Below are 17,758 nucleotides of genomic sequence, written 5' to 3' on the forward strand. Positions count from 1 at the left end.
CAAGATAGCGACGGCTATGGCTTAACTGCCTGAGGTATCGGGTCAAGGGCGATCGCGTTAGCTAGTCAGAATTAGCGCTGAGAGTATGCCTGGCTCAACCGATAGGCCATGACCCAGCAGGTGCAGGTGCAGACAAAGATGCTGCTGGCTGAGATTAGCAGAGAGAAGGAATGCTGATTCAGAAAAGATGAAACCACTGTGGCCTCCTAAAAGATCTTGGCTGAGGGTCATTTCCAAAGTGCCCTGAATTTTGGTGAGTTGCCATCCCCTTTCTCTAAAGAAGTCATACAGTTTACGCAAAGTTTAGTTGAGAAAAGACAATACAAGTTCACCTTTCTCAGAGAGCAAACTGTCAGCTCTTTCTCACCCAGTGATCCCCATGCTTTCAGCGCTAGCAGCAATTAATTTTTTCTCATAAAAAAATCTCGCTCCTGACCTGAAAATAAGTCTCAGAGGCAGCGGAGCGAGATATTTAGGCGTCAATTGCGCCGGATGGCAACAGCGCTATTCCTGCAGATCACCCACATTGAAGAGGAAAGGAACGCTCGACTTGGAGTCGCCTCCCATCACGAGTACGCGCGGCATCTGGGCACCACCCTTACGCCAAGCTTCGATCGCCTCTTTTTGCAGCACCAAATCACCCCCCTGCGCTTTCAGGGTTTCTGCCAGCAGCCGCTGAGCTTCGGCTCGTCCCTTGGCGCGGTTGATCTCGGCTTGCGCTTCCTGTTCAGCCTCTTGGGCAATGTAAACCGCTCGTCTAGCTCGCTGCTCGGCAATTTGCTTTTCTTCAACGGCGCGAGCAAACTCCGGTGAGAAGTTGAGATCGACGACGCTGGTATCTAGAACAATAATGCCGTATTTTTCTAAGCGGCTATTGAGGGCAATGTCAAAGTCCTCCTTGAGTTCAGAGCGCTTAGTAATGGCTTCTTCCACTGTCCGCCGTGCCGCTGCAATCTTGAAAGATTCCTGGGTTTGGGGCGCAATAATTTTAGAAACCACGTTCTGCAAAGTTCCCTGAGTCCGGCGAATGTTGACCACCTGGATTGGGTCTAGCCGAAAGTTAATCGCAAAGCTCGCAGAGAGGTTTTGCAGGTCTTTAGTTGAGCTTTGGGCTGGTACCTCAAACTTCTGCACCGTGACATCGTAAATATCAACCCGCGATACAAATGGCGGCTTCAGGTGAATTCCTTCCAGCAAAGCGCCATCTTGAGCTTTCCCTAAGATGCTCAGCACCCCGGTTTGCCCTGGATTGATAATGACAAAGCTACTGGAAGCTACAATGCCCACGATGACCGCCACGATAGAGATAAAAATTGGCTGCCAGCTTTGAGCTTGGTTCTTCAAGGTTTTCTTCCTAATAAATGGACAGCAACATAGATCGAGTTCGGACTCAATCACCTTTACTACTATGACATCCACTTTCCGGCTTCACCGCTGGCTTGCCTGGATATCTGCTCTCCAAGGATTTACGCAGATGGGGGCAGCAAGCGGCTGAAGGAGATTACGCCGATTTTTAAATCAATCTGTCTTTATCGCCTAATTAGTCCTCAAGCTGCGGCAGGCCCAGTACTTCCCCAGAGCCTTCAACCACCTGCCCAATCTGATAAGCGGCAACGCCTGCCTGCTCAAACCCCTGAATGGCTGCTTGGGCCTGAGACGGAGCGACTAAAACCACAAAGCCAATACCCATATTAAAGGTGTTGAACATCGCTGCTGGGGAAATATCACCCGCGATCGCCAGCCAGTCAAAAATCGGTGGTACGGGCCAGCTGCCTAACGATAGCTGCACTGACTGGTGCGGCCCCAAGCAGCGGGGCAGGTTTTCGGGAAGTCCCCCCCCGGTAATGTGGGCCATGCTGTGAATAGGCAGTCCCTGCTGCCGAACCTGCAGCACGGGTTTGACATAGAGGCGGGTAGGAGCCAGCAGCACTTCGCCTAGAGACTTGCCCTGCAGCTGTTGGGGGCGATCGCTCCAGGCATAGCCTGGTTCAGTTTGTCCCGGCGGGATTCCTTCGCTCATCACTTTACGGACTAGGCTATAGCCGTTACTGTGAACCCCCTGGCTGGCTAAGCCAATGGCAATATCGCCAATCTCAACGCGATCGCCTGACAAAATCGCCTGCTTTTCGACCACGCCGACGCAAAATCCAGCTAGGTCATATTCGCCGGGCTGATAAAACCCCGGCATCTCCGCCGTTTCTCCCCCCAGCAAAGCGCAGCCCGCCTGCTGACAGCCCGCCGCTACCCCGGCAACAACCTGAGTGAGCTGAGCGGGTTCTAGCTTCCCAGTTGCCAAGTAGTCTAGAAAAAATAGGGGTTCTGCGCCGCAGGTCAGCACATCATTGACGCACATGGCGACTAAATCTACACCGATGGTGTCGTGCTGATTAAGGGCCTGAGCAATTTTAAGCTTCGTGCCTACCCCATCTGTCCCTGACACCAATACTGGCTCTTTGTAGTTAGTAGCGAGCTGAAACAAGCCGCTAAAGCCACCCAACCCTCCTAGCACCTCAGGCCGATGTGTGCTTTCCACCATCTGGCGAATTTGCCTGACAAAGTTTTGACCCGCTTCAACATCGACGCCCGCAGCACGATAATCCATCAGTCCTGTCCGTTAATAAGTAGATGAGTAAATTGCATGGGTGGCTTTAGCGTAGCTAATACGTCAGAGATGCCTTAGCTACTGCTATTGACTCCAAAGTCAGCATTAGATTATGCATAAAAGTGAATATTCCATGCCAGCTTTTGGCCTAAAATCGGCAGAAAACGAAATTTAATTAATTTGTTTTCTCTAAGCAGTTGCCTCAAAGATATAAAAGTTTGTAAACGTTTCCATCTCTCTGGAAACCTGAAAATAACCCTGAAAAGCTTGTCAGTAGACCATCCGCTAAGAAATGTAAAGTTTCCGTGAATTTTCGGAGTCAGGCATTCTCCTCAAAAACACCCTGATCCCGAATACCTATTCTTCGTGCTAACGTACATTTCGGTCAACAGCAGAGGGTGAAATCGCAATGGTTATGAGTTAGAGACAGCTACGCGAAGCTGTCTTCGCACTGAATTGACACAGCCGTCTCTCAGCCGTAATCGCTTTTCAAGACATTTGTTGATGGACTTATGAAACAAAAATTTTTGGGTAGCCTTACCGCAGCGCTGGTCATGTCTACGATTGGCGCTACGCTATCGGCTAATGCCCAGCAAACGGATGACCTAGGTCAAAATCTTTCGGATAGTGCGGTCTATGCTTCAAATTCAGCAGCCGACGATGAATCTCAAACAGCTAGTTCAGTCCAGATTTCTGCTAGCGAATCTAATCTCGATCAGGACTTTGTGCGTGTATTGGGACATCCACTCGATACTCGTCAGGCTGCTACGCTCTACATCCACGACATCCCTGTCCTGACATTCCTGGGAACGACGCTCGATACTACCGCAGATAAGGAAGTTGCTTCGGCAGGCAGTTCCACCTCTAGAGACGCAGGCGATCGGCCAAATGTTCCCTCAGCTTCAGCCGCTCGAGATTTTAGCCACGACCCAGTTCTACGAGCCACAGCGGTCGCCTCTCGCATCAATCAGCTCACCCGCAATAACCTAGATGCCAACGAAATCACGGCCCATTGGGATGCGGCTGCAGAAGTTTACGTGATCAAAGTGGGCGACGACACCCTCGTCAGCTTCAACCAAGATCTAATGCTGCCCGATACGACCCAGGATCCGGCAGAAGATGCTTTGCAGGCAACTAATCGCCTGCGACGGCTGCTAGGCGATGAATCCCCTCTGACTGAGATTGAGGGACGGCCCCAACCTGTGACACCGCCGCCGACTACCCGTGTTGCTTTTGCGGATAGCGGCATGGCTTCCTGGTACGGCCCCGGTTTTCACGGTCGCCGTAGCGCCAGCGGTGAAGTATTCAACCAGAATGCTCTAACCGCCGCGCATCGAACCTTGCCCTTCGGTACGCAAGTCAGAGTGACGAATCTGTCCACTAATCAGCAGGTTGTTGTTCGCATCAACGATCGCGGCCCTTATAGCCGGGGACGTATCATTGATCTCTCAGCTGCTGCAGCCCGACAGATTGGACTGGCGCGGGCAGGGGTAGGACGAGTCCGGATTGAAGTGTTGCAGTAAGTTAGGCGGTGAGTGGTCACTTTCCTGAATTCTGTCTAGTTTAAGAGTAGAAGTGGTTCAAAGGCCCTTTGCTAGCTGTGTCAGCGAGGGGCTTTTGAAGTTAGGGGGAGCAAACTGGCTCACTTATTAAAGAGTTATTTGAAGTGGCTGATAAAGCTTGTTTGCCTCAGTGAAGCTGATAGACACTCTAAGTGAGGCCCGATTCTCAGAGGTCACTTGTGCAGATACTTAAAACAATTGACGGGCTGCGCTGTAGCCTCGCTCGGCTGGGAAAAACTCAGTCAGGTGCTGACAAGTCCGTGGCGCTTGTGCCCACGATGGGAGCGCTGCACGCGGGCCATCAAAGCTTGATTGAGCGGGCTAGGCAAGAATGCGATGTGGTGGTGGTCAGCATTTTTGTCAATCCGCTGCAGTTTGGCCCTCAGGAAGATTTGGCTCAATATCCCCGCGATTTAGCAACAGATCGGCAGATTTGTGAGGCTGCTGGGGTAGATATTATTTTTGCCCCGACAGCTACCGTCCTATACGGGGATGACTCATTAGAGACAGCAGCTTTAACACAGGTAATGCCGCCAGCAAATATGATGGCGGCGCTGTGCGGGCCGTTTCGTCCCGGTCACTTTCCGGGGGTAGCGACGGTTGTGACTAAGCTGCTCAATATTGTCCAGCCCGATCGGGCCTATTTTGGCCGTAAAGATGCTCAGCAGCTCGCGATTTTGCAGCGGCTTGTCCCAGACTTAAATCTGACTAGTCAGATTGTGCCCTGTGCGATCGCCCGCGAGCCAGACGGTTTGGCCTACAGCTCTCGCAATCGCTACCTCTCTGATGCGGAGCGATCGCAGGCGACTGCTCTCTACCGCAGTCTCAAGGCCGCCGAGGCCGTATTTCAAACCGACGTTCGAGATGCCGCAACTCTCGTTCAGGCAGCTCAGGCCGAGCTAGCTACCGTGCCAGCTCTGCAAATCGAATACGTTGAACTGGTGCACCCTGAGACGTTGACTCCTTTAGAGACAATTGAGACATCCGGCCTGCTGGCGATCGCTGCCTATCTGGGTAAAACGCGCCTGATTGACAACATCATTTTGCGATCGCGCCAGCCAATTGTGGCGATTGATGGGCCAGCGGGAGCAGGCAAGTCTACGGTAGCGCGGCGGGTCGCGCGGCAGCTAGGACTGCTGTACTTAGACACCGGGGCTATGTACCGGGCCGTCACCTGGCTGGCTCTGCAGCGCGGCATTGATCTACAAGATCCAGTTGCTGTGGCTGAGCTAATGCCGGAATGTAAAATTCAGCTCGCTAACGTGACGGATAGCGACGAGCCAGACAGTCCCTTTGCCACCAAAGTCTGGGTTAATCAGCAGGAAGTCACCCAGGCTATCCGCTCCGAGGCAGTGACCAAGCAGGTTTCAGCGATCGCAGCGCAGCCAATTGTGCGAGAAGTCCTGCTAGAGCAGCAGCAGGCGTATGGCGAAAAAGGCGGCGTGGTGATGGAGGGGCGCGATATTGGCACCCATGTCTTTCCTCAGGCTGAGCTGAAGGTATTCCTCACGGCCTCAGTGCACGAGCGGGCACGGCGGCGACAGCTCGATTTCAAAGCGCAAAATCAGCCGGTTCCGGAGCTGGAGTCATTAGAGCAGGCTATTTATGAACGCGATCGCAAAGACAGCAATCGTCAGGTGGCGCCGCTGAGAAAGGCCGCAGACGCCATCGAAGTTCAAACTGATGGGCTTTCGATTGCAGAAGTGGTTGAGAAAATTGTCAGCCTCTACCAGGAGCGCCTAGGCGCTTGAATTCACGGCAAAACGCTGAACCAAAGCCCAATATGCACCGTTTTAGCCAGCGATAAGTCACTGTAAAAAACGCGATCGCCCAGGCGAGCCAGCATGCCAGTTCCTCTCACCCAACCCGTTTGCAAATCGCAAAGGAGCTGAATTTGGCTATACTCTGGTGCTGAGCAGTTGGCGGTCAGGCCGGTTCTCGTCAGGTGAATTTCAATGGGGAAGGGCACCGAAGTTTGGGGTGTTAGCAGCACCGGACTAGACTGCCAGCTTGTGTGGCAGTCATTGGGGGTGCAGGCCAGAATGACGACGCCAGCCGCTAGGTGATTGATGCTAACTTGCAGCCTATATTCGGCTGGTTCAGTCAGAGGCTGATGATCGCAATCGAGCGTCGCAATCTGATGTACCCGCAGGCTGACCTGGTGCAAAGCCGCAATTGAAGTCAATGCGGGAATATCTTCGAGTGAACTGAGCGGAAAAGGCCAATTTTCGGCGGACATTTGGCTTGCTCCTCAAAACTTAGGCATTTGTGCTACCACCGCAGAATTTGCAGACAGCCATGAAGCTAGACTATGCCTCGTCATCGTCGGGAACCTAATTGAACAATGACATCAGCTTAGACAGGCAGGGGGAAGAAGCCGAGTAAATTTATACGAGCTGTGCTAGCGGCTGAGCCAGGCGATCGCTTCTCGAATCCAGTCTTCCGTATCGGTACTCTTGTTCAGGGACGTATTTTGCCCGACAGCCTGTAGCGCTTGCACGATTTCACCTGTGGTATAGCCTAGCGCCAGCAGCGTTATCTCAACTTCTTCTTGAATAGTGGCTACTGGGCCGCTCCCAGGTGTCTGGGCCAGTCCAGTCTGCTGCCGCCACTCCGCCAGCTTCGTTTTCAGCTCTAGCACAATTCGCTCGGCTGTTTTAGCTCCGACTCCCGGCGTCCGTGACAGGACGCGAATATTAGCCGCTACGACTGACTGCACTAGCTCCTGCAGTCCCAGCGTATCCAGCATTGCCATTGCCATTTGAGGGCCAATGCCGCTGACGCCAACCAGCTGGCGAAACAGATCCCGTTCGGGCCGAGAACCAAAACCAAAAAGCACCATTTGGTCTTCCCGCACCTGCAGATGGGTATGAACCTGTATCGGCTCGCCAATGGGGGGTAGGGAAGCTAAGAGGCGAGAGGTAACCTGCAAATCGTAGCCAATTTGGTTGACCTCTAATGTGAGAATAACGCGATGATTGCCCAGCTTTTGGATGTCGCTGAGAATGCCCTTTAAATAGCTAATCATATAGAAAACAATGGCTGAGGCATTTGTGATGTTGCCCCGGTGTCTATCTCACCTGCAAAGCTAAGGTTGAATCCGCTTGGAGCCATGCGCTTCGCGCGATCGCCCGCTTCGATTGCCGGGGCGATCGCTGTTGGCTGCATTAGCTGCGGGGGGGTGAAGCTGCTGCCGCCCATTCCGGACGACCCGCAGCATATCGGTAAACTGACGCTCCATCTGCTGCAGCACATGATCAGCGTAAGCGTCGGCATCTTGCTGAATTCCCTGAGCCTCACTGAAAGCCTGCTGGCGCATTTGCTCCCACTCTTGCTTGGCCTGCTGGCGAACCTGATCAATTTCGGCTAGGGTTTGGGCCTGTAAAGCTTCGCATTCTTGATTGACCTGCTGGCGCAGCCGCTGGGCCTCTTGTTCAGCCTGGCGAATAATTCCCATCTCATCAATGATCTGAGCGGCCCGCTGCTCAGCCGCCACCACAATTTCTTCTGCAATCTGCTCTGCCTCTAAAAGCAGCTCTTCGCGGCGCTGCACGACCTGTTTGGCATCCCGAAAAGCCGTCGGCAGATTTAGCCGCACCATGTCTAGCTGATCGAGCAGCAGTTCTTCATCAATTAGCGTCCGGCGGCTAAAGGGAATACGCGGACTGTCTAAAACAATTTCTTCAATGCGGTTGAGGGCTTGCTGTAAATCTATGTTGCCCGTTCCTGAAACGACGAGTTCGGGGGGTGCTGGCTCACCGGAGTTGGAATTGCTGGGCTGAGAGCCGATGCGAGGGGGTTCTGGGCGTAGCATTGGTGAATATCAAGAGCAACGTGTTTAGGAACGAGATGATCAACAGGGCCTCCAAATTTGGCAATTTCCTTAACTAGGCTGCTGCTAAGAAAACCGTACTCGGTGGAGGTGGCCAAAAAAACCGTTTCTATTTCGTCAGAAAGCGTTTTATTGGTGTGAGCCATTTGCAGTTCTTTCTCAAAATCTGAAAGAACTCTTAGCCCGCGTAAAAGTACCTGTGCCTTTCGCATTCTCGCATAGGTTACGGTTAAACCGTCATAGCTATCAATCTCAACGTTGGTCAGATGCTGAGTTGACTGACCAATTTGATCAATTCGCTTAGTCACCGAAAACAGCGGCGATTTGCCCGGATTATGGGAAACAACCACCACCACCCGTTCAAATAGGCGACAGGCGCGAGTAATAATGTCTAAATGCCCAAAGGTAATAGGATCAAAGCTTCCAGGATAGATAGCAAGCACGTCGTCTCAACCAGACTCAATGAAGGGATTATAGCGAACTTAGGAAACGCCAACGGGCTTGACGTACACTAAATCGCATCGACAGGTAGCAACACCTGCAGCCTTCTGGTAGCCGCTCTTTTCGTATAGGCTCACGGCCTGCTGCAGCACGCTAGCGGTTTCAATCCAAATTTGCTGAAACTGTCTGGCTGCGATCGCTTTTTCTAGCTGCTCCAGCAGAAATTTGCCTAGGCCCAGACCCCGCGCTGAGACCAGCAGATACATTTTGCGAATTTCGGCTGCCTGCTGTCCTCGCTCAATTGGGTAGTATCCGGCGGTGCCGACGATTTTGCCTTGCCGCTCCACAACCCAGAATTCTCCTCCTGCTTGCCAATAGCAGACTTCTACGTCAATAGCGTCCCGGTCAGTTTGCTCCGGTTCCCAGCCTAAACCGTATTCAGCCAGGACGGTTTTGATCACAGCGGCAGCAACCTGGCGATCGCTGGGCTGCCAGTCCCGAATTAGAAAATCTTGATACTGAGCTTGCATAGCCGCTAGCTGTGAATGCGAGGTTCGGGATGCAGCGTCGCTAGGATATCACTTTCCACCTGGGCTAGCTCCATCAGGCGCGTCTCAACTTGCGATCGCTCAAAATAGGTCGTCGCCAGCGTCCAGTAAATACCGTAGTGACGGGCTTCAGATGCCATCAAGCTGTGATAAAACTGGGCCAGTTCTGGTTCCGGGCAGTGTTGAGCTAGCAGCCCTAGCCGCTCATGGCTACGGGCCTCGATTAGAGCTGAAACCAGCAGCATGTCTAACATCCGCTGAGGCTCATTATGACGCATTTGCGCTTTGAGCGTGGCCCCGTAGGGCGGTGGCGGCAGCGGCCCCAAAGGAATTTGTCGTCGCTCTAGCCACTGGTTTACCAGCTCAAAGTGGCTGAGTTCTTCCTGGGCAATTGTCGTCAGTGCCCTGACCAGTTCGCGGCTGGAGGGATAGCGAAACATGAAGTTGAGCGCAGCGCTGGCAGCTTTGCGCTCACAGTGGGAGTGATCGAGCAAAACAGTATCGATATTACCCAGTGCTTGCTGCAGCCAGGCGTCTGAGGTAGGTTCTACTAAAAATTTGATTTTGGTAGGAGGAGCCGACATGAGCAGTGGAATAAAGACCGCTCTAATTCTACTGCGATCCGGTGGTTACCTATTGAGCGACAGTTTGGGCTTGCAAATAGCGCACTAAAGCCTGGAGGCCCAGCAGATAGCTCTCTGAACCAAAACCACAAATCTGCCCCACCGCCACCGGAGCGATATAGGAATGCTGTCGAAAAGCCTCTCGCCGATGAATGTTGCTGAGATGAACCTCGACAGTGGGTAAGGCTACCGCCGCGATCGCATCGCGAATTGCGATGCTGGTATGGGTATAGGCTCCGGGATTAATTACGATGCCATGATGGCGATCGAGAGCTGTCTGAATCGCATCGATCAGCTCTCCTTCAGAGTTAGACTGAAAAAACTCAAGCTTGGCCTCTAATAGCTCTGCTGCTTGAACTAAATTCTGATTGATATCCGCTAGAGTCTGCTCACCATAAACTTCTGGCTCACGCTGCCCTAGCATATTCAAATTTGGGCCGTGAACGATCAGGATGCTAAACAACTGACAGCCTCAACAGATAGCTGCAAATCTTAGTATCCACGTCGCGGACGATCTTCCACAGGAACAGGAATCGGCTCTTGCTCAGGCTGCGGCTGTGGGCCAAACAGGGCGTCCATCAGCTTGTCTACCCATTCTTTCAGCTTTTCGAGAGCCTTTTCAATGTAGTCCATCCGTTGGAAAGCTCCTTATCCCTATCTGTTATTAGCTTTCTATATCCTTCGAGTTCCCAGCTACTCAAAAGTCAGATGCATGTAGCGATCTGTCGCAGAGGGCATATATGTATCCATAATAACGAATCGTCGGAAATGATCAAGCATATCAGCGGATGGATTTCATCCGATCAGTTTCAGAACTTACAAAAGCTGTCGCCGCAGCAGGTCTAAGGCCGTACAAACACTGACGTGGCGCACCCAGTCTCGCCCGCGATCGCCACCGAAGCGATAGCAAAAGCTCTGTACATTGTTATCGGGATCGGCTAGGCCAATGTAGACCAGTCCCACCGGTTTATCGGGGCTGCCACCGCCAGGGCCAGCAACGCCGGTAATGCCGATGCCCCAGTCAGTCTGGAGCTGAGCTTTGACCCCGGCGGCCATCTGCTGGGCTACCGGATCGCTGACGGCTCCCTGCGTCTCTAGGGCGCCTGCTTTAACCTGCAATAGCTTTTGCTTGACGGCATTGTCATAGGCAATAATGCCACCCCAAAAGTAATCAGAACTGCCTGAAACGGCTGTCAGCGCCTGCCCCAATCCGCCGCCAGTGCAAGATTCAGCCACGGCTAGGGTTTGCGATCGCGCCCGTAGCTGTTGCCCTACAACCGAGGCCAGCGTATCCTCATCGGCCCCAAAACAGTCAGCCCCTGCCATTTCTCGAATAGCGGCTTCTACGGGCTGAATTATCTCCTGGGCGATCGCTGCTGAAGCGGCCTTGGCCGAAATGCGCAGCCTGACTTCGCCTCGACTGGCGTAGGGAGCCACGGTTGGACTTTCCCGCTCGAAAAAAGGAGCCACCTTCTCCGCTAGCGCCGACTCGCTCACGCCCCAAAACCGCAGCGTGCGGCTGTGAATTGTTGAACCCACCCAGCCCTGCTGTCTGAGATAGCCGACAGCCGTTGTCTGCCACATGGCTTTCATCTCGCTGGGCACCCCCGGAAACGTCATCACCCATAGCTGCGATCGCGGTTGCCAAATCATGCCAGGGGCACTGCCTACCGGATTAGGCAATACGTCAGCCCCTTCTGGTAGCAGCGCCTGCTTGCGATTATTGGCGCTCATCACCCGGCCTCGCTGAGCAAACTTCTGCTGAATATCGGCAATCACTTCCGGGCGCTCAGTCAGCGGCGTTTTGAAGAAGTCAGCTAGAGTCTCAGTGGTCAAGTCATCGGGGGTTGGCCCCAAGCCGCCGGTAAAGAGAAGTAGCTGCGATCGCTGACAGGCAATTTCTATCGTCTGCTGCAGCCGCGCGACATTATCGCCAACCACCGTCTGATAATAATGCGGGATGCCAAGCTGAGCCAGTTGCTGAGCCAGATACTGGGCATTGCTGTTAAGAATTTCCCCCAGCAGCAGCTCAGTGCCTACACAGATAATCTCAGCGCTTCCCTTCATCACTGTTTCGCCCAAGTTTTTCCCTGTCAAGATATCATTTTGTCCGATGGCATAGCGGTATTGCGCCGCGAATAAACCGTTTTCTCTGCTGTACTATGCCTCTATGAAGGCTTTTCATGGGCAAAAACCAGGCCAATTGACGGCAAATTTGGCCTATTTACTGCTGGGCGGCTTACTCTTTCGCGGGGTCTGCGCCTATCTGCTATTTCCGGGCTTTGATGAAGCTTACTACTACGTTTATAGCCGTCACCTGAGCTGGAGCTACTTTGATCATCCTTTACTGGTAGCACTGACAACGCGGCTGGGCTGGCAGCTTACAGGCATTATTTCTCCCTTCACAATTCGCTGCGGGGCGCTGCTGCTGTATACGGTCAGCCTTGGTTTGCTCTACCTCACGGCTAAGCGGCTTTTTAATCCGCGCGTAGGACTGCTGAGCCTGGCGATCGCCACGGTGACGCCTCTATTTACCATCGGCTTTGGCATGCTCACCTCGCCAGAAAATCCGCTGATTTTTTTTTGGACAGCGACCCTCTCCCTGGCGGCAGCAGAATTTTTCCCGACAGTGGGCGATCGCGCGGTTGCTTACCGCCCTAGCTGGCGCATTGCCGCTGTGGGCGTTTTGCTGGGACTGACCTGCTTGGGCAAATATCATGGCTTTGTGCTGGGGCTAGGACTCGTTGGCTTTTGTCTGTGTCATGGGTCTTACCGCAAAGCCCTGCTGTCCCCTTGGCTAATAGTGGCTTTAGCCCTGTTTGCTGCTACCCTCTTTCCCCTCTGGTTTTGGAACTGGCAGCACGACTGGATTTCGTTTCGGTTCCAGCTAGGAATGCGATTTGAGAATTCCAGCTCCGGCAGCTATTCTCTGCTGGCTTTGCTAGGCGTCTGGCTGATGGAAGTTGGCTATTTGTTCCCAACTGTAGGGCTGCCGCTGTGGTGGGTGGCTGGGCGATCGCTGTGGCAGCAGCGCCAGCAGTTTTGGCAAAATCCTGCAATTGAGCGATCGCTGCTAGATAAGAGAGCCTTCGTCCTCTGGGTTTCTCTGCCGATTATTTTAGGCTTTACCCTACTGGGCGGAGCGCAGCCAATTTTACCGGGCTGGCCGGCACCGGGATTTTGGGGCATGACAATTTTGCTGGCGGAATGGGCCAGTCACTGGCAGTCAAAAACACGGTGGCGCTGGCTAGCGGGCACTGGCCTCGTTGCAGCTAGCCTGCTGCTGATTATTTTGCTGCATGTCGCCTTCGGCCTTTTACAGAAACCGGGCCAGTACGCCCTATTTGGCGGTCTAATTGAACCGCAGCAGGATCCGACCACGGCGATGATTGACACGCGATCGCTGAGTCAGGCTTTTCAAGCGTCTTCAGCCCTGGCGCTCGCCTTAGAGGAGACAGACTTTATTTTTACCAACGACTTTTTTCTGGCAGGCTATATCGATATGGCAATTCGGCCCTTGACCGCCGTTCCTGTAACCGTATTTTCTCAAGATCCGCGCGGCTATGCTTTTTGGTATGACTCAGCCGAGTGGCTAGGTAAGACTGCCCTATTTATCACCAGCGATACGTTTTATCAGCCGTCAGAAACCCTCGCTCGCTATCGCCCTTATTTTGGCACGATAGCAGAAGTTGATTCTCTCTCGATTCGGCGCGGCGGCGCGGTGACAGCCACCTTTCGCATCTTTAGCGCTCAGCCGCTAACTCAGCCCTATGCCTATCCCTACTGACGCGAGAGCCGTCTTACTTTCCAGCCCGTATAGCTGAGCAAAACCGTGGCTCCAATGGCATAGGCCCCGCCGCTGGGCATGCCTGAAAAAGCCAAGGCCAAACTGCCAACCCACAGCGTCAGCACATAAATGAACAATACGGTCAGGCGATGAGACAGCCCCGCGTTTAGTAGCCGGTGATGCAGGTGGCGCTTGTCAGCCACGAAGGGAGAACTGCCGCTCAGCACCCGGTTAAAAATTACCGCTGACATATCTAAAATAGGTACGGCCAAAATCAAATAGGGCAGAAAGACGGCTGCTGTCGTCACGCTCTTAACTAAGCCAATCACCCCTACGCCAGCTAGGGTAAAGCCCATAAAATAGGCTCCCCCATCTCCCATAAATATCTGGGCCGGATTGAAGTTGTAGCGCAAAAAGCCCAAAGCGCCACCGGCGACAGCGGCAGCGATCAGCGCTGCCGCTGGCTGATTCATAAATAAGCTGACAATCAGCATGATCACGGCTGCAATGCCCGAAACCCCCGCCGCTAAACCATCTAAACCGTCAATCCAGTTGATGGCGTTCGCCATGCCCACCAGCCAAACAATCGTGACGGGCAGGCTGACCCAAACGGGCAGAGATACTAATCCCATTGAGGGCACTGTCAGAAAATCAATACTGACTCCCACATGCCAAGCTAAAGTAGCCACCACAGCCTGCATCAAAAGGCGGCTCAAGGCAGAAAGCCCAAACAGGTCATCCATTAGCCCAATCAGGAAAAAGGCCAGTCCGCCGATTGTGACGCCCCATATTTCGTACTCGTGGGTAGGGCTGAGGGGCTGTCCGACAGAATCAATAAATCCTCCCGTACCCCAAACAGTCAGTAGCGCCACCAGGGTGCCTACAAAAATAGAAATCCCCCCCAGACGAACCATTGGCTGACTGTGAACCTTTCGACCTCCAGGTAAATCAACTCGTCCACTTTTCAGGCCAATTCGCTTGACGATAGGCGTTACAAGCAAAACGACAATAGCAGAGATTACAAAGGCTAAGAGATGATACAGCTGGGAGTGCATCTGACGGCTTTTTAAGAGAAGGGCTTATGCAGCTTACAGGAGTCAGCCAGAGTGTACAGGAATGCGATCGCTTAACTCAACCGTTATCTACCAAAAAATCCATGCAAACGTATGACAGATTGTAAACCGTGAAAACGGGACTGACATAGGTTATTTGCATGGATTCTATTAAAGAACCGTGGATTTGCAAGTTCTGGGCTGCTGAAAATTAGGTCAGTGCCGGAACCCGCCCGGTTAAGTGGGGATAGAGGGGAAAGCGATCGCAAAGCTGAGCTACCCGCTGCCGGCAGTCCTGAGTGACTGATTCATCCTCGGGGGCAAGCAGACGATTGGCAATAATGTCAGCAATCTCTGTAAACTCAACTGCCTTGAGGCCCCGCGTGGTCATCGCCGGGGAGCCAAGACGCAGACCGCTGGTAACGAAGGGAGATTCTGGGTCAAACGGCACCGTATTTTTGTTGGCCGTAATATTGACTTCGCTAACGAGCTGATCGGCCCGCTTACCCGTCATGCCCACTGAGCGCAGATCAACGAGGGCCAGATGGTTGTCCGTGCCGCCAGAGACAATTTTGCAACCGCGCTGCTGTAGCTGAGCCGCCATTGCCTGAGCATTTTCAATTACCTGGGCCGAATACGCCTTGAAGTCTGAGCGCAGCGCTTCGCCGAAGGCCACTGCTTTAGCCGCAATTACGTGCTCTAAGGGGCCGCCCTGGCTGCCGGGAAAAACTGCCTTGTCAAACTTTTTGCCCAAGTCAGCATCGCGGGTCAAAATCAGGCCGCCGCGCGGGCCGCGCAGGGTTTTGTGGGTTGTGGTAGTGACCACATCACAGTGAGGAATAGGGTTGGGATGATGCCCTGTCGCAACTAAGCCCGCAATATGGGCAATATCAGCCAGCAGGTAGGCACCCACCTCATCCGCGATCGCCCGAAACTTATCAAAGTGAATAGTGCGGGGATAGGCTGAGTAGCCGCAGATGATCAGCTTGGGCTTATGCTGCAGCGCCAGTGCTCGAATCTGGTCATAGTCAAGCTGCTCGGTGTCAGGGCTGACGCCATAGTGCTGCACCTCAAACCACTTGCCCGACACGTTCACAGGAGAACCGTGGGTTAGGTGTCCTCCGTGGGATAAATCCATGCCCATGATGGTATCGCCCGGCTTGAGCAGCGCTAAAAAGACGGCAAAGTTGGCCTGAGCCCCTGAGTGGGGCTGAACGTTGACATGGGCCGCACCAAACAGCTCCTTAGCCCGATCGATCGCTAAGGTTTCCGCCTCATCAATGAACTGACAGCCGCCGTAATAGCGCTTACCGGGCAGGCCCTCGGCGTACTTGTTGGTCAGCACTGAGCCTTGGGCGGCCATCACTGCCGCAGACGTAAAGTTTTCGCTGGCGATCAGCTCTAAGTGAGCCTGCTGACGCTGCAGCTCGCGCTGCACAATTTGAGCGATCGCCGGATCTGACTGAACCAAAAAGTCAAAGTTAGTTTGTTGCACGAACTAATCCCCTATTCCAACCGTTATCAAGCTTGCTTGGCAGTGGCCACTGCATCTGCGGCCCTTGTTTTCTAACCGCTAACTGGCTGCTGCGCCTACTCAGAGCCAACTGACATCCTCATTATTTCTAGCGATTTTGCAGAGCTTCCTATGATATCTCTATCCTAGCCGCTTGACGAGGGCCAGCAGAGGTCTTTTGAGTCAGTACGCTAGCGAAATGTAACGCTTTGCAACATAATAAGAGGATATGTATGAAGTCAAAGTGAAGCCGCAGAAGGGGTTAAGCAGTTCATGCGCGTTGCGATCGCTGGAGCAGGTCTTGCAGGTCTTGCCTGTGCAAAATACCTAGTAGATGCTGGACATACGCCTGTTTTACTAGAGAGCCGAGATGTTTTAGGAGGGTTAGTTGCCGCTTGGCAAGATGAAGATGGGGACTGGTATGAAACCGGCCTTCACGCCTTTTTTGGGGCTTATCCCAATATGCTGCAGTTCTTGAAGGAGCTAGGCATTGAAGATCGGCTGCAGTGGAAAGAACACACGCTAATCTTCAATCAGCCCAATAAGCCAGGAGTACTCTCACGCTTCGACGTGCCAGATATTCCTGCGCCGATCAATGTCATCACGTCAATTCTGCGAAACAATGACATGCTGACGTGGAATCAAAAGCTGCGTTTTGCCGTAGGGCTGCTGCCTGCGATTATTCGCGGCCAAAAATATGTTGAGGACATGGATCAGTACTCTCTGCTGGAGTGGCTGCGGCGGCAGGGCGTAGACGAGCAGGTCAATACCGACATCTTTATTGCTGCTTCAAAAGCCCTTACCTTCATCAATCCCGACGAAGTTTCGGCCACCATTCCGCTGACGGCGCTCAACCGCTTTTTGCAGGAGCGCTATGGATCCAAAATTGCTTTCCTTGATGGTTCGCCGCCGGAAAGACTGTGTCAGCCCATTGTGGACTATGTGACCGAGCGCGGCGGTGAAGTGCATTTGCAGAAGCCGCTGAAGCAGATTTTACTCAATGAAGACAATACGGTGAAAGGCTTTGCCATTCGGGGGCTGAATGGCGCTAGCGATGAAATCATCACTGCCGACATCTATGTTGGGGCCGTTTCGGTAGACGTGATGAAGGTGCTGCTGCCCGCCGAGTGGAAACCGATGCCCTTTTTCCAAAAGCTAGAGGGGCTAGAGGGCGTTCCTGTGATCAACCTGCATCTGTGGTTCGATCGCAAACTGACTGACATCGATCAGCTCTTGTTCTCCCGCTCTGACCTGCTCAGCGTCTATGCCGACATGAGCAATACCTGCCGCGAGTACGCCAACCCCGATCGCTCAATGTTAGAACTGGTGCTGGCTCCAGCCCAGGACTGGATCGAGCGCAGCGATGCCGAAATTGTTGAAGCCACGCTGAAAGAGCTACAGAATCTTTTCCCCCAGCATTTTGGCGACGAGAATCCGGCTAAACTATTGAAGTATCAGGTGGTGAAAACCCCCCGATCGGTCTACAAAGCAATCCCTGGGCGACAGGCCCATCGGCCTTCTCAAGAGACTCCCATTGCCAATTTTTACTTGGCAGGCAGCTATACCATGCAGCGTTATCTAGGCAGCATGGAGGGTGCTGTGCTTTCGGGTAAGCTTGCGGCACAGGCGATCGCCCAAAACCAGCAAGCCGCTCCTGGAGAGGGCGTCAAACCAGAACTGCAGCCTCTAGGCAGCTAATGACGGCAGCACTTGCGCTCATGCTGATACCTCATCCGTGTTGACAGTTGCGCCAGATTCCTTGATTTTGTTAGCTATTGCCAGTGCTGGTAGCTGATTG

At 53.2% G+C, this 17,758-nt stretch carries 18 protein-coding genes; 4 read left to right on the forward strand and 14 right to left on the reverse strand.

Going from position 1 to position 17,758, the window contains the following annotated elements; genetic code table 11:
• Positions 1 to 57: 57 nt before the first annotated feature.
• From QJQ48_RS05995 to purM, 3 genes are all read right to left on the reverse strand, one after another.
• Positions 58 to 300 carry a hypothetical protein gene (locus QJQ48_RS05995; RefSeq protein ID WP_346290293.1) on the reverse strand — a complete coding sequence of 81 codons (243 nt, stop codon included), beginning with the start codon at positions 298 to 300 and terminating at the stop codon, positions 58 to 60.
• A 204-nt stretch (positions 301 to 504) separates the two neighbouring features.
• Entirely contained in the window at positions 505 to 1,314 is an 810-nt protein-coding gene (locus QJQ48_RS06000) for a prohibitin family protein (RefSeq protein ID WP_428843029.1), read from the reverse strand.
• A gap of 226 nt (positions 1,315 to 1,540) precedes the next feature.
• Entirely contained in the window at positions 1,541 to 2,602 is a 1,062-nt protein-coding gene (gene purM, locus QJQ48_RS06005; RefSeq protein WP_346290295.1) for a phosphoribosylformylglycinamidine cyclo-ligase, read from the reverse strand.
• A gap of 512 nt (positions 2,603 to 3,114) precedes the next feature.
• Between purM and QJQ48_RS06010 the strand changes: the two genes are divergently transcribed.
• On the forward strand, positions 3,115 to 4,125 hold the full coding sequence (locus tag QJQ48_RS06010; RefSeq protein WP_346290296.1) for a septal ring lytic transglycosylase RlpA family protein: 1,011 nt from the start codon (positions 3,115 to 3,117) through the stop codon (positions 4,123 to 4,125).
• Positions 4,126 to 4,343: 218 nt separating this feature from the next.
• A complete protein-coding gene (locus QJQ48_RS06015; protein WP_346290297.1) occupies positions 4,344 to 5,915 on the forward strand; it encodes a bifunctional pantoate--beta-alanine ligase/(d)CMP kinase in 1,572 nt (523 codons plus the stop codon).
• A 2-nt stretch (positions 5,916 to 5,917) separates the two neighbouring features.
• Here QJQ48_RS06015 and QJQ48_RS06020 read toward each other — a convergent pair whose 3' ends face one another.
• The 9 genes from QJQ48_RS06020 to QJQ48_RS06060 all read right to left on the reverse strand — a co-directional run bounded on the left by QJQ48_RS06020 (position 5,918) and on the right by QJQ48_RS06060 (position 11,675).
• The gene (locus tag QJQ48_RS06020; protein ID WP_346290298.1) at positions 5,918 to 6,403 is read right to left on the reverse strand and encodes a hypothetical protein; all 486 of its coding nucleotides are present in this window, start codon (positions 6,401 to 6,403) and stop codon (positions 5,918 to 5,920) included.
• Between the two features lie 162 nt (positions 6,404 to 6,565).
• Positions 6,566 to 7,192 carry a Holliday junction branch migration protein RuvA gene (gene ruvA / locus QJQ48_RS06025; protein WP_346290299.1) on the reverse strand — a complete coding sequence of 209 codons (627 nt, stop codon included), beginning with the start codon at positions 7,190 to 7,192 and terminating at the stop codon, positions 6,566 to 6,568.
• A gap of 60 nt (positions 7,193 to 7,252) precedes the next feature.
• Complete coding sequence (locus QJQ48_RS06030; RefSeq protein ID WP_346290300.1) at positions 7,253 to 7,978, reverse strand: F0F1 ATP synthase subunit B; 726 nt, start codon at positions 7,976 to 7,978, stop codon at positions 7,253 to 7,255.
• Positions 7,876 to 8,439, reverse strand: coding sequence for a pantetheine-phosphate adenylyltransferase (gene coaD, locus QJQ48_RS06035; RefSeq protein ID WP_346290301.1), 564 nt, complete (start codon positions 8,437 to 8,439; stop codon positions 7,876 to 7,878). The genes QJQ48_RS06030 and coaD overlap by 103 nt, the downstream gene beginning before the upstream one ends.
• A 39-nt stretch (positions 8,440 to 8,478) precedes the next feature.
• Complete coding sequence (locus QJQ48_RS06040) at positions 8,479 to 8,967, reverse strand: GNAT family N-acetyltransferase (protein WP_346290302.1); 489 nt, start codon at positions 8,965 to 8,967, stop codon at positions 8,479 to 8,481.
• Between the two features lie 5 nt (positions 8,968 to 8,972).
• Positions 8,973 to 9,569 (reverse strand): MiaE family protein, encoded by a 597-nt coding sequence (locus QJQ48_RS06045; protein ID WP_346290303.1) that lies wholly within the window; start codon positions 9,567 to 9,569, stop codon positions 8,973 to 8,975.
• A gap of 49 nt (positions 9,570 to 9,618) precedes the next feature.
• Complete coding sequence (gene aroQ / locus QJQ48_RS06050) at positions 9,619 to 10,071, reverse strand: type II 3-dehydroquinate dehydratase (RefSeq protein WP_346290304.1); 453 nt, start codon at positions 10,069 to 10,071, stop codon at positions 9,619 to 9,621.
• A 29-nt stretch (positions 10,072 to 10,100) separates the two neighbouring features.
• Positions 10,101 to 10,241: a hypothetical protein gene (locus QJQ48_RS06055; RefSeq protein WP_346290305.1), complete on the reverse strand. Its 141-nt coding sequence runs from the start codon at positions 10,239 to 10,241 to the stop codon at positions 10,101 to 10,103.
• 183 nt (positions 10,242 to 10,424) lie between these two features.
• Complete coding sequence (locus tag QJQ48_RS06060) at positions 10,425 to 11,675, reverse strand: competence/damage-inducible protein A (RefSeq protein ID WP_346290306.1); 1,251 nt, start codon at positions 11,673 to 11,675, stop codon at positions 10,425 to 10,427.
• 103 nt (positions 11,676 to 11,778) lie between these two features.
• Between QJQ48_RS06060 and QJQ48_RS06065 the strand changes: the two genes are divergently transcribed.
• Positions 11,779 to 13,395, forward strand: coding sequence for an ArnT family glycosyltransferase (locus tag QJQ48_RS06065; protein ID WP_346290307.1), 1,617 nt, complete (start codon positions 11,779 to 11,781; stop codon positions 13,393 to 13,395).
• Here QJQ48_RS06065 and QJQ48_RS06070 read toward each other — a convergent pair.
• Positions 13,389 to 14,450 carry a glycosyltransferase family 4 protein gene (locus QJQ48_RS06070; protein ID WP_346290308.1) on the reverse strand — a complete coding sequence of 354 codons (1,062 nt, stop codon included), beginning with the start codon at positions 14,448 to 14,450 and terminating at the stop codon, positions 13,389 to 13,391. The genes QJQ48_RS06065 and QJQ48_RS06070 overlap by 7 nt on opposite strands.
• A 208-nt stretch (positions 14,451 to 14,658) precedes the next feature.
• Positions 14,659 to 15,942 carry a serine hydroxymethyltransferase gene (gene glyA / locus QJQ48_RS06075; protein ID WP_346290309.1) on the reverse strand — a complete coding sequence of 428 codons (1,284 nt, stop codon included), beginning with the start codon at positions 15,940 to 15,942 and terminating at the stop codon, positions 14,659 to 14,661.
• A gap of 291 nt (positions 15,943 to 16,233) precedes the next feature.
• Here glyA and pds point away from each other — a divergent pair, with 291 nt between their 5' ends.
• Positions 16,234 to 17,658, forward strand: a complete 1,425-nt coding sequence (gene pds, locus QJQ48_RS06080; RefSeq protein ID WP_346290310.1) for a 15-cis-phytoene desaturase — start codon at positions 16,234 to 16,236, stop codon at positions 17,656 to 17,658.
• Positions 17,659 to 17,758 lie beyond the last annotated feature (100 nt).

The organism is Sphaerothrix gracilis Ecp01 (assembly GCF_030405905.1).
Classification (GTDB): Bacteria; Cyanobacteriota; Cyanobacteriia; order Phormidesmidales; family Phormidesmidaceae; genus Sphaerothrix; species Sphaerothrix gracilis.

What these genes read in the sequence shown, in the direction of transcription:
- QJQ48_RS06065 (WP_346290307.1), top strand. Translation starts at nt 11,779, where the DNA reads ATGAAGGCTTTTCATGGGCAAAAACCAGGCCAATTGACGGCAAATTTG.
- QJQ48_RS06030 (WP_346290300.1), bottom strand. Translation starts at nt 7,978, where the DNA reads ATGCTACGCCCAGAACCCCCTCGCATCGGCTCTCAGCCCAGCAATTCC.
- QJQ48_RS06060 (WP_346290306.1), bottom strand. Translation starts at nt 11,675, where the DNA reads ATGAAGGGAAGCGCTGAGATTATCTGTGTAGGCACTGAGCTGCTGCTG.
- purM (WP_346290295.1), bottom strand. Translation starts at nt 2,602, where the DNA reads ATGGATTATCGTGCTGCGGGCGTCGATGTTGAAGCGGGTCAAAACTTT.
- QJQ48_RS06070 (WP_346290308.1), bottom strand. Translation starts at nt 14,450, where the DNA reads ATGCACTCCCAGCTGTATCATCTCTTAGCCTTTGTAATCTCTGCTATT.
- QJQ48_RS06045 (WP_346290303.1), bottom strand. Translation starts at nt 9,569, where the DNA reads ATGTCGGCTCCTCCTACCAAAATCAAATTTTTAGTAGAACCTACCTCA.
- QJQ48_RS06055 (WP_346290305.1), bottom strand. Translation starts at nt 10,241, where the DNA reads ATGGACTACATTGAAAAGGCTCTCGAAAAGCTGAAAGAATGGGTAGAC.
- ruvA (WP_346290299.1), bottom strand. Translation starts at nt 7,192, where the DNA reads ATGATTAGCTATTTAAAGGGCATTCTCAGCGACATCCAAAAGCTGGGC.
- QJQ48_RS06010 (WP_346290296.1), top strand. Translation starts at nt 3,115, where the DNA reads ATGAAACAAAAATTTTTGGGTAGCCTTACCGCAGCGCTGGTCATGTCT.
- QJQ48_RS06040 (WP_346290302.1), bottom strand. Translation starts at nt 8,967, where the DNA reads ATGCAAGCTCAGTATCAAGATTTTCTAATTCGGGACTGGCAGCCCAGC.
- pds (WP_346290310.1), top strand. Translation starts at nt 16,234, where the DNA reads ATGCGCGTTGCGATCGCTGGAGCAGGTCTTGCAGGTCTTGCCTGTGCA.
- QJQ48_RS06020 (WP_346290298.1), bottom strand. Translation starts at nt 6,403, where the DNA reads ATGTCCGCCGAAAATTGGCCTTTTCCGCTCAGTTCACTCGAAGATATT.